Below are 15,516 nucleotides of genomic sequence, written 5' to 3' on the forward strand. Positions count from 1 at the left end.
AGCCTTGCAGCGAGTTTACGTCTGTCATGTTACAGCATGCCCGGTGGCTAGACCGGACGGGAATGCCCTAATCCGGCAACCGATCAGGGGCGCAGCGCAGCGGCTTCGCGCGCCAGCGCGGTGATGGCTGCCCAGTCGCCAGCGTTGACCTTGTCCTTGGGCGCGAGCCAGGAGCCGCCGACACAGCCAACATTAGGCAGGGCCAGCAGCTTGGTCGCCGATTCCGGCGTGACACCGCCGGTTGGGCAGAACAAAGCCTGCGGCAGCGGCCCGCCCAGCGCCTTGAGCATGCCCAGACTCCCCGCCTGCTCGGCAGGAAACAGCTTGAGTGCGTCGAACCCCAATTCCAGCGCGGCAATGACTTCGGACGGTGTCATCACGCCCGGCAGCAGGGCAACATCGGCGGCCTTGGCCGCGGCGGCGAGCTTCTCGGTCAGGCCTGGCGTCACGGCAAACTTGGCGCCCGCCGCCTTGGCCTCGGCAAACTGCTCGGGGCGCACCACGGTGCCGACCCCGACGATCGCATCGGGAACGGCCTCGGCAATCGCCTTGACCGCACCGAGCGCCGCCTCGGTGCGCAGCGTCACTTCCAGCACCTTGATCCCGCCATCGACCAGCGCCTGCGCCAGCGGCACGGCGTGCTCGACCTTTTCGATCACCAGCACCGGCATCACCGGGCAGGAACGCATGATTTCGCGGATGTTCATTGTTTAAGCTCTTCTCAGAAAGATTGAACAATAGGTCGGACGACCCGGCCAAGCCCTGCGCCGGCTGCCCGGCAACCAATACCAAGCCTTGTTAATGCGCCAACCCCATCGAGATGGCCCCTTCCTCGGCCGCGGTCGCTGCGGCACGGAAAGTCGCGAACAGCTCCCGGCCCATGCCGTGCGCGTTCTTCGACAGATCCATCGTTGCCACCTCGCGCGCAGCCCATTCGGCGGCATCGACCATGGCTTCGATCACGCCGGCCTCGGCATCGAGCCGCATGATGTCGCCGGTACGTACCTTGCCCAAGAGGCCGCCGGACGACACTTCCGGCGTCATGTGGATGGCGGAGGGCACCTTGCCCGATGCGCCGGACATGCGGCCATCGGTCACCAGCGCCACCTTGAAGCCGCGATCCTGCAGCACGCTAAGCGCCGGAGTGAGCTTGTGCAGTTCCGGCATGCCGTTGGCACGCGGCCCTTGGAAGCGCAGCACCGCGATGAAATCACGATCGAGCTCGCCTTTCTTGAAGGCTTCGAGCACATCATCCTGATCGTCGAACACGATAGCCGGCGCTTCGACCAGACGATGCTCGGGCGCCACCGCCGAAATCTTGATCACCGAACGCCCCACATTGCCCTGCAGCAGGCGCAAACCGCCATCGGCGCTGAAGGGATGGGCCACGGTGCTCAATACGTTTGCATCGCCACTGGCACTCGGCGCATCGCGCCACTCGACGCGACCCTCGATCAGGAACGGCTCCTGCGCGTAGCGGCGCAGCCCAAACCCGGCATTGGTCAGCACATCGTCGTGCAGCAGCCCGGCATCGAGCAGCTCACGAATCAAAAAGCCCATGCCGCCAGCGGCATGGAAGTGGTTCACATCGGCCGACCCGTTGGGATAGACCTTGGCCAGGAGCGGCACGATCTGCGACAGGTCGTCGAAATCGCTCCAGTCGATCACGATGCCGGCGGCGCGCGCCACGGCGATCAGGTGGATAGTGTGGTTGGTCGAGCCGCCCGTCGCCAGGAGGCCGACGATGCCATTGACGATGGCCTTCTCGTCGATGACCTTGCCGACGGGAATATATTCATTGCCCAGCGCAGTGATCTGTCCGGCGCGGCGGGCGGCAGCGGCGGTCAGCGCATCGCGCAAGGGGGTGTTCGGATTGACGAAGGCCGCGCCCGGCAGATGCAGGCCCATCACTTCCATCAGCATCTGGTTGGAGTTCGCCGTGCCGTAGAAGGTACAGGTGCCCGCGCCGTGGTAGCTACCTTCTTCCGAGGCCAGCAACTCCTCGCGATCGCACTTGCCCTCGGCGAACAGCTGGCGAATCTTGGCCTTTTCCTTGTTGGAGATGCCCGACGTCATCGGCCCGGCCGGAATGAACACTGCCGGTAAGTGGCCGAATTGCAGCACGCCGATCAACAGGCCCGGGATGATCTTGTCGCACACACCCAGCGCCGCCACCGAGTCGAATACGTTGTGCGACAGCGCCACCGCCGTGCTCATCGCGATCACGTCGCGGCTGAACAGCGAGAGTTCCATGCCCGGCTGGCCCTGCGTCACGCCGTCGCACATCGCCGGCGTGCCGCCAGCAAATTGCGCGGTGGCGCCGACTTCATGCGCCGCCGCCTTGATGATGGCGGGGAAAGTCTCGAATGGCTGGTGCGCCGACAACATGTCGTTGTACGACGACACGATGCCCACGTTGGGCGTGCGCATCTCGCGCAGCATGATCTTGTCGTTGTCAGGCGCCGCCGCCCAGGCATGCGCCTGGTTGGTACAGGCGAGCCCCTTGCGTACCGGTTCCTTTTGCGCCGCTGCCTCCAGTCGCTGTAAGTAACGCGCGCGCGAGGGCCGGCTGCGCTCGGCAATGCGGGCGGTCACCTCGGCCAAGCGGGGATGGATGGACATGGCTGACTCCGGAGCGGTAGGACTTGGGGCGAGTAGCGACCGGGCACGGCACTACATACTATGAGGCGTAGTTTTACTACAACGGCTTAACAACTTCAACCCACCACCACCCGACGAACGTCGTTGTTGCGGTGCAACAATTACCAGCATCGGCGCGGCCTGTAGCCCGTGAATTGCCGAGAACCCCAATCGAATCAAAGGCTCGGGAGAAACCGTTTGCGCCGATTTTTGAGTACGTAGTAAGATTACACAGTCTTACTACATCGGCAGCCTTGCGGCTGCCCGCAGCTGCCTGGCCCGCGAGAGGCCACTCGCAATCACGAAGGATAGTCATGACTCCGATCGACGCATTCGACATGGTGCTGTTTGGCGGCACCGGCGACTTGGTAATGAGAAAGTTGCTGCCCGCGCTATATCACCAGCACCAGGACGGCAACCTGCCCGCCGCGGGTCGCATCATCTGCCTGGGCCGTAGCGTATCCGACGCCAGCGCCTACATCAGCAAGGCCCATGCCCTCGCCCAGGGTTATCTCGGCAAACACTACAACGACGCAGACTGGACCAACTTCGCTGCCCGTATCGAATACCTGAAGGTCGACGCCACCATTCCGGAAGACTTCGGCAATCTGGCCAAAGTGCTGGGCGAATTCCCGCAGCGTACCCGCGTGTTCTATCTGTCGACCGCGCCCGACCTGTTCGCGCCGATCTCCAAGTGCCTCGCCGGCGTTGGCCTCAACGCAGGCAACGCCCGCGTGGTGTTGGAAAAGCCGCTGGGCCACGATCTCGAGTCGTCGAACAAGATCAACGACGAAGTCGGCGAATACTTCAGCGAGCAGCAGATCTACCGGATCGACCATTACCTGGGCAAGGAGCCGGTGCTGAACCTGATGGCACTGCGCTTTGGCAATACGCTGCTTGAACCGCTGTGGCGCCGCGAATGGATCCGCGACGTGCAGATCACCGTGACCGAGCAGGTCGGCGTCGAGACCCGTGCCGATTTCTACGACAAGGCCGGCGCGCTGCGCGACATGATCCAGAACCACCTGCTGCAGCTGTTGACCATCGTCGCGATGGAGCCGCCCGCCAGCATCGACGCCGATGCGGTGCGCGACGAGAAGCTGAAGGTGCTGCGCGCACTCAAGCCGCTGACGCCGGAAACCGTCCATACCCAGGTGGTGCGCGGCCAGTACCGTGCCGGCGCCATTGCCGGCAAGCCGGTTCCCAGTTACCTGGAAGAGCCGGGCGTGCCGGGCAACTCCAAGACCGAGACCTTCGTCGCGCTCAAGGCCGAAATCCAGACCTGGCGCTGGGCCGGCGTACCCTTCTTCCTGCGCACCGGCAAGCGCCTGCAGGAACGCCTGGCCGAGATCGTCATCAACTTCCGCGAAGCACCGCATTCCATCTTCGGCCGCCATGGCACGCCGAACCGGCTGGTGATCCAGCTGCAACCCGATGAATCGGTCCGCCTCTACCTGATGGCCAAGGAGCCGGGCAACCAGTTCCGCCTGCGCCCGGTCCACCTCGACCTCGACTTCAAGGATTTCTTCGCCTCGCGCAGCCCGGAGGCGTACGAGCGCCTGCTGATGGACGTGATCCGCGGTGACCAGTCGCTGTTCGTGCGCCGCGACGAGCAGCGCGCCGCATGGCGCTGGGTCGAGCCCATCATGGATTCGTGGGAAAACAGCAGCGAGCCGCCCAAGCCGTATACCTCGGGCACCTGGGGACCGGCAGCGTCGTCGGCGCTGCTGTCCCGCGACGGCCTGTGCTGGCACGAAGAAGGCTAAAAACTTGCTGCGCGGCGGCCTGGCGTTGTCGCGGGCGGGCTCGACATCCTCATGGGCATCGAGCCCATTGCGGTGTCTCGACCTTCCGCTTCGCGCCCTGGCACCGCTCGCTGCGTTTTGCTCCGGCACGCAGCAGGCACTGATTGTTGTATGAGGCCGCGCCGAACCCAGTTCGGCGCGCGGCCCATCCACCCGAGGTAAGCAATGTCTTTGCAATGGCATGATTTCCCGTCCAAGGACGAACTCGATGCGGCGCTGGCCGCCAAGATCGCGTTGGACCTGAACGCAGCGATCGCCGCGCGCGGTGTCGCCAGCATCGCCGTTTCCGGCGGCCGCACGCCGGCCGGCCTGTTCAAGGCGCTGTCGGAACAGGACGTGGCGTGGGACAAGGTCGTCGCCACGCTGGTCGATGAGCGCTGGGTGCCGGTCGAGCACGCCGACAGCAACGAGCGCACCGTGCGCCAGAACCTCCTGGTCGGCGCTGCCAGCGCCATCCGCTTCGTGTCGCCGGTTTCCTCCGCCGCCACGCCGCACGAAGGCGAGGCCGAGATCGAGGCGCGCTTTGCTAAGATCCCCGCACCGTTCGACGTGCTGATCCTCGGCATGGGCGACGATGGCCACACGGCGTCCCTCTTCCCTGCCGCAAGCGAACTGGAACACGCTTGCGCTGCCACCTCGCGCGTCGCCGCGGTAACGCCGCCAGTGGCGCCGCACAAGCGCATCACGCTGACGCTGCCGACCATTGCCCAGGCGCGCGAAGTAATTGTCCACATCACCGGCGAAGGCAAGAAATCGCTGCTGCAAACTGCGATGACCGAGCATAAAGCGGTCACCGAGCAATACCCGATCCGCCGCGTGCTCGACGCGGTGGCGTCAAACAAGCATGTATTCTGGACCGCGTAAGCGTCAGCCAGACCGGGGACGGGGCCGCAAGGCCCCGCCTTTACAAGGGCCCCACGCGGCCCTGAACCTGGAATCAGGCCTACTCGGCCCGGTTCCGCCGTTTGAGTGAGAACAACCATGCTCGAACGCATCAAGACGGTGATCGACTCGCTTTCCAAATCGGAACGCAAGGTCGCCGAGCTGGTGCTGGCCCAGCCCAATCTGGTCGCCAACGCGCCTATCGCGCAGATCGCCGATCTTGCGGATGTCTCGCAACCGACGGTGATCCGCTTCTGTCGCAGCCTGAATTGCTCGGGGTTGCAGGATTTCAAACTGCGCCTCACCCGCAGCCTGGTCTCCGGCGTGCCCTACGTGCACTCCATGGTCTCGGCCGACGATTCGGCGCATGACCTTGCCAAGAAACTGTTCGACAACAACATCTCGCACCTTTTGCGCTGCCGCAACGAGCTCGATACCGAGGCGCTGGAGCGCGCGATCAAGGTGCTGTCGAACACGCACAAGATTGAAGTCTGGGGCCAGGGCCAGTCTGGCGCCGTCGCCATCGACGCCCAGAACAAGTTCTTCCGCCTGGGCGTACCCACCGTGGCCTACACCGATCCGCACATGCACGGCATGAGCGCGTCGATGCTCAAGCCCGGCGACGCCGTGGTGGCCGTGTCGAACTCCGGTCGCACGCTCGACCTGATCCGCTCGGTCGAGATCGCGCGCGACGCCGGCGCCGACGTGATCGGCATCACGCACAGCAAGAGCCCGCTCGCCAAGCGCTGCTCGATCTGCCTGTATGCCGATACCATGGAAGATCCTGATCTCTATACGCCTATGATCACCCGCATCGTCCACCTGGTGATCATCGACGTACTGGCGGTCGGCGTCGCGCTCAAGCGCGGCCCAGAGCTGATCGACCAGCTCGAGAAAATGAAACGCAACCTCAAAGAAAAGCGGGTACGCGGCCAGGACCACGGTTACTGAGCCCTACCCTTCACGCCTAGTCCGAAAGGAAGTTTTCCGATGTCCAAGCTCCTCACGTCGCCCGCCTGGCAAGCCCTGGTCGAGCATCACAAGCAAATTTCACCGTTGCACCTGCGTGATCTGTTCGCCCAGGATCCGCAGCGCTTCGAGCGGTTCTCGCTCGAATCCGGTGGCCTGTTCTTCGACTACTCGAAGAACCGCATCACCGAAGAAACGATGACATTGCTGTTCGATCTGGCCCGCCAGACCGGCGTGACCGAGCGCATCCAGCGGATGTTCTCGGGTGAGAAGATCAACATCACCGAAAACCGTGCCGTGCTGCACGTGGCGCTGCGCAACCTCGACAAGAACCCGATCGTGGTCGACGGCGAAGATGTGATGCCCAAGGTCAACGCGGTCAAGGAGAAGATGTTCCAGTTCTCCGACGAGATCCGTTCGGGCGAGCGCACCGGCTACACCGGCAAGGCCTTCACCGATATCGTCAACATCGGTATCGGCGGCTCGGACCTGGGCCCCGTGATGATCTGCAACGCGCTGAAGAACTTTGGCCACCAGCGCCTGACCATGCATTTCGTCTCCACCGTCGACGGCGACCAGGTCGTGTCGACGCTGAAGAAGCTGAACCCGGAAACGACGCTGTTCATCATCGCGTCCAAGACCTTCACCACGCAGGAAACCATCACCAACGCCCGCACCGCGCGCAAATGGTTCCTCGACCGCGTGGGCAACGAAAGCCACATCGCCAAGCATTTCGTCGCCGTGTCGACCAACGCCAAGGCCGTGAGCGAGTTCGGCATCGACACCAACAACATGTTCGAATTCTGGGACTGGGTTGGCGGGCGCTACTCGCTGTGGTCTGCCATCGGCCTGCCCATCGCCATTTACCTCGGCAAGCACGACTACCAGGATCTGCTGCATGGTGCCTACACCATGGACGAGCACTTCAAGAACAAGCCGCTCGAGCAGAACCTGCCGGTGATCATGGGTCTGCTCGGCGTGTGGTACATCAACTTCTTCGGCGCCAACACCCAGCTGATCTCGCCGTACAACCAAGCGCTGCAACGCTTCCCGGCCTATCTGCAGCAGCTGGACATGGAATCGAACGGCAAGACCGTCGATCTCGATGGCAACCGCGTCGACTACCACACCGGCCCCGTGGTCTGGGGCGATGCCGGCATCAACGGCCAGCACGCCTACTACCAGATGCTGCACCAGGGCTCGCAGTTGGTACCGATCGACTTCATTGCCAGCGTCGAGCATCCGGACATCCCGGAACCGCACAGCACCATCCTGATGGCCAACTACTTCGCGCAAACCGAAGCCTTCATGCGCGGCAAGAACGAGGCCGAAGTGCGTGCCGAGCTCGACAAGGCCGGCATCACCGGCACCGCACAGGACGCTCTGGTGCCGCACAAGATCTTCGAAGGCAACCGCCCGACCAATTCCATCCTGATCCAGCGCCTCACGCCGCGCCGCCTGGGCGCGCTGATCGCGCTCTACGAGCACAAGATCTTCGTGCAGGGCACGATCTGGAATGTCAATTCGTACGACCAGTGGGGCGTCGAGCTCGGCAAGCAGCTCGCCAAGGCCATCGAGGGCGACCTCACCACCCCGGGCCTCACCACCTCGCACGACGCTTCGACCAACGGCCTTATCAACTACTACAAGCGTAACGTGCCGCGATAAGCGCACCGCAACGCCACATGGCTCGCCCGGCTACACGCCGGGCGATGCATCGCCCGGCCGGCATACAGGCCGGACGATAGTCCAACTCACCACATAGGTAGACAACATGGCAGAGCAAACGCACGACCACGATCCGCAGGAAACCCGGGAGTGGCTGGAAGCACTGGATGGCGTACTGGAAAATGAAGGCGCCGAACGCGCCCACTTCCTGGTTGAGCAACTGATTGATCACGCCCGGCAGGACGGCGTGAACATCCCGTATACGGCCACCACCGCGTACATCAACACCATCCCGCAGCATCTGGAAAGCCGCAGCCCCGGCAACCACGCCTACGAGGAGCGCATTCGCTCCTACACGCGCTGGAACGCCGCGGCCATGGTCGTGAAGGCCAACCGCGACCCCGCGGAGCCCGGTGGCCACATCACCTCGTTTGCCTCTGCCGCTACCCTTTACGACGTGGGCTGGAACCACTTCTGGCATGCGCCGAGCGACGAGCACGGCGGCGACCTCGTCTACTTCCAGGGCCACAGCGCGCCCGGCATGTATGCCCGCGCCTACCTGGAAGGCCGTATCAACGAAGACCAGCTGAACAAGTTCCGCCGCGAAGTCGACGGCGGCGGCCTGTCCAGCTATCCGCACCCGTGGCTGATGCCCGATTTCTGGCAGTTCCCCACGGTGTCGATGGGCCTGGGGCCCATCATGGCCATCTACCAGGCCCGCTTCATGAAGTACCTGGACGATCGCGGCTTCAAGCAAAAGGGCGACCGCAAGGTCTGGGCCTTCATGGGCGACGGCGAAATGGATGAGCCCGAATCGCTCGGCGCGATCTCGCTGGCCGGGCGCGAGCGCCTCGACAACCTGGTGTTCGTCATCAACTGCAACCTGCAGCGCCTGGACGGCCCGGTGCGCGGCAACGGCAAGATCATCCAGGAGCTGGAAGGCGACTTCCACGGCTCGGGCTGGAACGTGATCAAGGTGGTGTGGGGCTCGGGCTGGGATGCCCTGCTCGCCCGCGACAAGAAGGGCCTGCTGCAGCAGCGCATGATGGCGGTGGTCGATGGCGAATACCAGACCTACAAGTCCAAGGACGGCGCCTTCGTGCGCGAGCATTTCTTCAACACGCCGGAGCTGAAGGCGCTGGTGTCCAGCATGTCCGACGATGACATCTGGCGCCTGACCCGCGGCGGCAACGATCCGCACAAGGTGTACGCCGCCTACAAGGCTGCGGTCGAACACAAGGGTGCCCCCACGCTGCTGCTGGTCAAGACCGTCAAGGGCTACGGCATGGGCTCGGCCGGCGAATCGCAGAACGTCGCCCACCAGACCAAGAAGCTGTCCGACGACGACATGCTGCACCTGCGCGACCGCTTCAAGATCCCGCTCTCGGACGAACAAGCCAAGGCCTGCGCCTTCTACCTGCCCCCGAGCGACGCGCCGGAAATGCAGTACATGCACGAACGCCGCCAGGCGCTTGGTGGCTATCTGCCGGCGCGCAAACCGGTCAATGAATCGCTGCAGGTGCCGGGGCTCGACGCGTTCAAGGCGCAAATCGAGAGCACCGGCGAGCGCGAGATGTCGACCACCATGGCCTTCGTGCGCATCATGGGCACGCTGATCAAGGATAAAAACATCGGCAAGCGCGTCGTGCCCATCGTGCCGGATGAGTCCCGCACCTTCGGCATGGAAGGCATGTTCCGCCAGCTCGGCATCTGGTCGCATGTCGGCCAGCTCTACGCGCCACAAGATGCTGACCAGCTGATGTTCTACAAGGAATCGAAGGACGGCCAGATCCTGCAGGAAGGCATCAACGAAGCCGGCGCCATGGCCGACTGGATCGCCGCCGCCACCAGTTACGCCAATCATGGCGTGACCATGATCCCGATCTACATCTACTACTCGATGTTCGGCTTCCAGCGCATCGGCGATCTGGCGTGGGCCGCGGGCGACCTGCGCGCGCGCGGCTTCCTGGTTGGCGGCACGGCCGGGCGCACCACGCTGAACGGCGAAGGCCTGCAGCACCAGGATGGCCACGGCCACCTGTTCGCCGACTTCATCCCGAACTGCGTCTCGTACGATCCGACCTTCGCCTATGAGCTCGCCGTGATCGTGCAGAACGGCATGAAGCGCATGTACCAGGATCAGGAAAACATCTACTACTACCTGACGGTGATGAACGAGAACTACGCGCACCCGGCGATGCCGGAAGGCGCCGAGGAAGGCATCATCAAGGGCATGTATCTGTTCCGCGAAGGGGCGAAGGATGCCAAGCTCAAAGTACAGCTCCTGGGTTGCGGCACCATCTTCCGCGAAGTGATTGCCGCGGCTGATCTGTTGAAGGCTGACTTCGGCGTCGACGCCGACATCTGGTCGACCACCAGCCTCAATGAGCTCAAGCGCGACGGCATGGCCGCCAGCCGCTACAACCTGCTGCACCCGACCGAAACCGAGCGCGTTCCGTACGTGACGCAATGCCTGCAAGGCCGCGTGGGCCCGGTGATCGCCGCCACCGACTACAAGCGCATCTTCGCCGACCAGATCCGCGAATACGTGCCGCAGAAGATGATCACGCTGGGCACCGACGGCTTTGGCCGCTCTGACAGCCGAGCAGCGCTGCGCCGCTTCTTCGAGGTCGATCGCTATTACGTCGCGGTCGCCGCGCTAAAGGGTCTGGCCGACGAGGGCAAGCTTGAGCGCAAGGTCGTCGCCGACGCGATCGCTAAGTACGGCATCGGCACCGACCGACCGGCCCCCTGGACCGTTTGATTTGAGTGAGGCGCGAGGTGTGAGGCTGGAGGCGTGAATGCCCCATCTCGCACCGAGCGCTGGCAGGAGCGGTCTTCCGCTCCTCACCCTCACCCCTCACAGGATTTATCCCATGAGCAACGTCATTGAACTGAAAGTGCCCGACATCGGTGGCCACGACAACGTCGACATCATCGAAGTGATGGTCGCCGCGGGCGATCGCGTCGAGGTCGAGCAAAGCCTGATCACGCTGGAAACCGACAAGGCGACCATGGAAGTGCCGGCCACCGCTGCCGGCATCGTCAAGGAAGTGAAGGTCAAGGTCGGCGACAAGATTTCCGAGGGCGGCGTGGTCGTGTTGCTGGAAGTGGCCGACGTGGCCAGCGCGCCTGCTCCTGCACCCGCTGCTGCTGTCGCGCCGGCCCCCGCAGCAGCGCCAGTCGCCGCAGCACCGCAGGCCGGTGGCGCCGTGGTCGAAGTGCGCGTGCCCGACATCGGCGGCCACGACAACGTCGACGTGATCGAAGTGCTGGTCAAGCCCGGTGACGCCGTGGCCAAGGAACAATCGCTGATCACGCTGGAAACCGACAAAGCGACCATGGAAGTGCCCTCGACCACCGCCGGCGTCGTCGAAAGCGTCGTGATCAAGGTCGGCGACAAGGTGTCCGAAGGCGCGTTGATCGTCACCGTCAAGAGCAGCGGTGCCGCAGCGCAGCCCGCTGCGGTTGCAACGCCGGCGGCCGCCCCTGCCCCGCAGGCAGCGGCTCCGGCCCCCGCCAAGGCAGCACCGGCGCCCGTCGTCGCGGCGCAGACCAGCGCCCCGGCCACGGTCGACGAAGCCGGCTTTGCCAGCGCCCACGCCTCGCCGTCGGTGCGCAAGTTCGCGCGTGAGCTCGGCGTCGACCTCGGCCGCGTCAAGGGCTCCGGAGCCAAGGGCCGGGTACTGCACGAGGACGTGCAAGGCTATGTGAAAGCGGTGCTGTCCGGCGCGACCGCAGCTCCCGTCGCCGCAGCAAGCGGTGGTGGCGCAGGGCTCGATCTGTTGCCGTGGCCCAAGGTCGACTTCGCCAAGTTCGGTCCGATCGAAGCCAAGCCGCTGTCCAAGATCAAGAAGATCTCCGGCGCCAACCTGCACCGTAACTGGGTGGTGATCCCGCATGTCACGTTCAACGACGAATGCGATATCACCGAGCTGGAGGAATTCCGCAAGACCATAGGCCGCGAATGGGAGAAGTCCGGCCTCAAGCTCTCGCCGCTAGCCTTCATCATCAAGGCGGCCGCCGAGGCACTGAAGGCCTTCCCGGAAATGAACTCCTCGCTCGATGGCGACAACCTGATCCTCAAGCAGTACTACCACATCGGTTTCGCCGCCGACACGCCGAACGGCCTCGTAGTGCCGGTGATCAAGGATGCCGACAAGAAGGGCCTGAAGCAGATCGCCAAGGAGCTGACCGATCTCTCGGCGCTCGCCCGCGAAGGCAAGCTCAAGCCGACCGACATGCAAGGCGCCACCTTCACCATCTCGTCCCTGGGTGGCATCGGCGGCACCAGCTTCACGCCCATCATCAATGCGCCGGAAGTCGCGATCCTTGGCGTGTGCAAGAGCCAGATCAAGCCGGTGTGGAATGGCAGCGCGTTCGAGCCGCGCCTGCTGTGCCCGCTGTCGCTGTCGTTCGATCACCGCGTGATCGATGGCGCAGCCGCCGGCCGCTTCACCGTGCATCTGGGCAAGCTGCTGAGCGATATCCGGCGGCTGGTGTTGTGAGGCGTGAGGTGTGAGGAGTGCGGCGTTCCGCCCACTCCCGCACCCCGCGCTGGCAGGTGGCAGGGGTTACCCCTCCCACCTCTCTCCTCGCTCTCACAGGACTCATGCTATGAGCAACACAATCGAACTGAAAGTCCCCGACATCGGCGGCCATGACAACGTCGACGTCATCGAAGTGTTCGTCAGCGTCGGCGATACCGTCGCCATCGAACAAAGCCTGATCACGCTGGAAACCGACAAGGCCACCATGGAAGTGCCGGCTACCCACGCTGGCGTGATCAAGGAGCTGAAGATCAAGGTCGGCGACAAGGTGTCCGAAGGCACCGTGATCGTTGTGATCGAAGCCACCGCAACGGCCAGCGCACCGGCCCCTGCAGTCGCGCCCGCGCCGCAGGCCGCCGCACCGGCGCCGGCCCCTGTCGCGGCCGGCAGCTACACTGGCCCCGTCGATCTCGAATGCGACATGCTGGTGCTCGGCGCCGGCCCCGGCGGCTATTCGGCGGCGTTTCGCGCTGCAGATCTCGGGCTCAAGACCGTGCTGGTCGAGCGCTATGGCACGCTGGGTGGCGTATGTCTGAACGTCGGCTGCATTCCGTCCAAGGCGCTGCTGCACAATGCAGCGGTCATCGACGAAGTGGCCCACCTCGCCTCCAACGGCATCAAGTTCGGCAAACCGGAAGTCGATATCGATGCGCTGCGCGGCTACAAGGAAAAGGTCATCGACAAGCTCACCGGCGGTCTGGCCGGGATGGCCAAGATGCGCAAGGTCGAGCAGGTGCGCGGCATCGGCAACTTCCTCGATGCCTACCATATGGAAGTCCATCTCACCTCCGGCAGCGCCAAGGACCTGAACGGCGAGAAGAAGGTCGTGAAGTTCAAGCAGGCCATCATCGCCGCTGGCTCGCAGGCGGTGAAGTTGCCCTTCATCCCGAACGATCCGCGCATCGTCGATTCGACCGGCGCGCTGGAACTAGCGAGCGTTCCCAAGCGCATGCTGATCATCGGCGGCGGCATCATCGGCCTGGAAATGGGCACGGTGTACTCGACGCTGGGCGCGCGTCTCGATGTGGTCGAACTCTCCAACGGCCTGATGCTGGGTGCCGACCGCGATCTGGTGAAGGTCTGGCAGGACTGGAACAAGCATCGCTTCGACAACATCATGCTGGAGTCGAAAACCACCAGCATCGAGCCCAAGGAAGACGGCGTCTGGGTCACCTTCGAAGGACCGAAAGTGCCGGAAGGCCCGCAATGCTACGACCTGGTGCTCTACTCCACCGGCCGCTCGCCCAATGGCAAGAAGATCGGCGCAGACAAGGCCGGCGTGTTCGTTGACGAGCGCGGCTTCATCCCGACCGACAAGCAGATGCGCACCAAACGGGCTGATGGCAGCCCTGTCCCGCACATCTTCGCGATCGGCGACGTCATCGGCCAGCCCATGCTGGCACACAAGGCGGTGCATGAAGCGCACGTCGCAGCGGAAAACGCCGCCGGCCACAAGGCGTTCTTCGACGCCCGCGTGATTCCCGGCGTCGCCTACACCGATCCGGAAGTGGCCTGGGTCGGCCTCACCGAAGACCAAGCCAAGCAGGACGACATCAAGATCACCAAGGGCGTGTTCCCCTGGGCGGCGTCCGGGCGCGCCATCGCCAATGGCCGCACGGAGGGCTTCACCAAGCTGATCTTTGATGCGGAAAACGGCCAGATCCTGGGTGGCGCCATCGTCGGCCCGCACGCCGGCGACATGATCGGCGAGATCTGCCTCGGCATCGAGATGGGCGCGGATGCAGTGGACATCGGCAAGACCATCCACCCGCATCCCACCATGGGCGAATCGATCGGCATGGCCGCCGAAGTCGCCAAGGGCGTATGCACGGACCTGCCGCCGCAGCGCAAGAAGTAAGGCTTATCGGCCAAGAAAAAACCGCACCCTTCGGGGTGCGGTTTTTTCTTGCACGTTCACGCCGGCTTGCGGCCGATTAACAGGAACATCCGATGCGGCACATCGAATGGATCGACCGGAAATCGCTCCGCCAGCAACTGCGCATGCTCGGCGTCGAACTTGGCGACCGCCGCTTCATCCAGGCTGGCCGACACACCGGCGCTGGCACGGATGCGGCCGCGCCATCCTTCGTGCGTATAGCGCTGCGCATGGTCGAACGATTGCGACTCCAGCGCGATGAAGCCGGCCTCGGCCAAGTGCGCAAAGCCAGCGGTGTGGATGCCGCAGCCGCCAGCACCGCGCCACTGCGGGTTGTGCGCGAGGATCAGCTGCTCGCTCGCCTCGGCGACGCTGCCCGGCAATGGAAGCCAGTCGTAGTGGGCAATCAGGAGCGTGCCACCGGGGCGTAACAGGCGCCCTGCCTCGCGCGCGGCGGCAGGCCCATCGAACCAGTGCCAGCACTGGCCGGCGCAGACCAGGTCGAACTGCGCGTCAGGCAGACCGGTGTGCTCCGCCGCCGCTGCGAGGTACTGGACCTCGACGCCGGCTTCCTGATCCAGCGCTCTCGCCGCCGCCAGCATCGCTGGCGCGATATCAAGGCCGGTCACGCGGCAACCGCGCTGAGCCAGGCCCCGCGCCAGCGTGCCGGTACCCGTGCCCAGGTCGAGCACGCGCGAGCCTGCACCGCCTAACCCCCAGGCGGCGAGTCGGTCATAGAACGCGTCGGGAAACCCGGCACGGTGAATGCGATAGTCGTCAGCCGTCAGGCCAAAGTCGATGGTGTTCATGGCTTTCCTCTCAGGATGGGAAAGCGGCGCCGCGTGCTGGTATTGAATGTGCTGCTGCGATATACCGTCAATCTTGATCAAACCAATCAAGTTGCCGATGTTGCGCTATCTCTACGCCGATGATGCCGCCCGCCTGCTCGGCATCAGCCGCACCACGCTATATAGCTATGTCAGTCGGGGCCGGCTTGCCGTGTAGCGCGCCGGCGATGATCGCCGCAGCCGCTATCTGCGCGAGGACATCGAGCGGCGGCTGCGGCTGAAAGCACCCGGACGCAAGCCCGATCGCATCGCCGCGGCCAGCCTGGCCTGGGGCCAAC

General features: G+C 64.2%; 11 protein-coding genes. 8 read left to right on the top strand and 3 right to left on the bottom strand.

What is annotated here, in order from left to right; translation table 11 throughout:
• Window positions 1-83: 83 nt before the first annotated feature.
• The gene (eda, locus tag NLI84_RS02060; RefSeq protein WP_255987842.1) at window positions 84-707 is read right to left on the bottom strand and encodes a bifunctional 4-hydroxy-2-oxoglutarate aldolase/2-dehydro-3-deoxy-phosphogluconate aldolase; all 624 of its coding nucleotides are present in this window, start codon (window positions 705-707) and stop codon (window positions 84-86) included.
• 91 nt (window positions 708-798) lie between these two features.
• Window positions 799-2,622, bottom strand: a complete 1,824-nt coding sequence (gene edd, locus NLI84_RS02065; RefSeq protein WP_255987843.1) for a phosphogluconate dehydratase — start codon at window positions 2,620-2,622, stop codon at window positions 799-801.
• A gap of 332 nt (window positions 2,623-2,954) precedes the next feature.
• Between edd and zwf the strand changes: the two genes are divergently transcribed.
• The 7 genes from zwf to lpdA all read left to right on the top strand — a co-directional run bounded on the left by zwf (window position 2,955) and on the right by lpdA (window position 14,372).
• Complete coding sequence (gene zwf / locus NLI84_RS02070; RefSeq protein WP_255987846.1) at window positions 2,955-4,406, top strand: glucose-6-phosphate dehydrogenase; 1,452 nt, start codon at window positions 2,955-2,957, stop codon at window positions 4,404-4,406.
• Window positions 4,407-4,610: 204 nt separating this feature from the next.
• Window positions 4,611-5,309 (top strand): 6-phosphogluconolactonase, encoded by a 699-nt coding sequence (pgl, locus tag NLI84_RS02075; RefSeq protein WP_255987847.1) that lies wholly within the window; start codon window positions 4,611-4,613, stop codon window positions 5,307-5,309.
• Between the two features lie 117 nt (window positions 5,310-5,426).
• Complete coding sequence (gene hexR, locus NLI84_RS02080; RefSeq protein WP_255987849.1) at window positions 5,427-6,278, top strand: transcriptional regulator HexR; 852 nt, start codon at window positions 5,427-5,429, stop codon at window positions 6,276-6,278.
• Between the two features lie 39 nt (window positions 6,279-6,317).
• Entirely contained in the window at window positions 6,318-7,964 is a 1,647-nt protein-coding gene (gene pgi, locus NLI84_RS02085; RefSeq protein ID WP_255987850.1) for a glucose-6-phosphate isomerase, read from the top strand.
• 106 nt (window positions 7,965-8,070) lie between these two features.
• Window positions 8,071-10,728 (top strand): pyruvate dehydrogenase (acetyl-transferring), homodimeric type, encoded by a 2,658-nt coding sequence (gene aceE / locus NLI84_RS02090; protein ID WP_255987851.1) that lies wholly within the window; start codon window positions 8,071-8,073, stop codon window positions 10,726-10,728.
• A 112-nt stretch (window positions 10,729-10,840) separates the two neighbouring features.
• On the top strand, window positions 10,841-12,472 hold the full coding sequence (gene aceF / locus NLI84_RS02095; RefSeq protein WP_255987852.1) for a dihydrolipoyllysine-residue acetyltransferase: 1,632 nt from the start codon (window positions 10,841-10,843) through the stop codon (window positions 12,470-12,472).
• Window positions 12,473-12,581: 109 nt separating this feature from the next.
• Complete coding sequence (lpdA, locus tag NLI84_RS02100; protein WP_255987853.1) at window positions 12,582-14,372, top strand: dihydrolipoyl dehydrogenase; 1,791 nt, start codon at window positions 12,582-12,584, stop codon at window positions 14,370-14,372.
• A 56-nt stretch (window positions 14,373-14,428) separates the two neighbouring features.
• Here lpdA and NLI84_RS02105 read toward each other — a convergent pair whose 3' ends face one another.
• Entirely contained in the window at window positions 14,429-15,199 is a 771-nt protein-coding gene (locus NLI84_RS02105) for a class I SAM-dependent methyltransferase (RefSeq protein WP_255987854.1), read from the bottom strand.
• A gap of 73 nt (window positions 15,200-15,272) precedes the next feature.
• On the opposite strand from NLI84_RS02105, the gene NLI84_RS02110 reads away from it, so the two are divergent.
• Window positions 15,273-15,395 (top strand): helix-turn-helix transcriptional regulator, encoded by a 123-nt coding sequence (locus NLI84_RS02110; RefSeq protein ID WP_255987855.1) that lies wholly within the window; start codon window positions 15,273-15,275, stop codon window positions 15,393-15,395.
• Window positions 15,396-15,516: the final 121 nt, after the last annotated feature.

Source organism: Chitinolyticbacter albus (assembly GCF_024437655.1).
GTDB lineage: Bacteria > Pseudomonadota > Gammaproteobacteria > Burkholderiales > Chitinibacteraceae > Chitinolyticbacter > Chitinolyticbacter albus.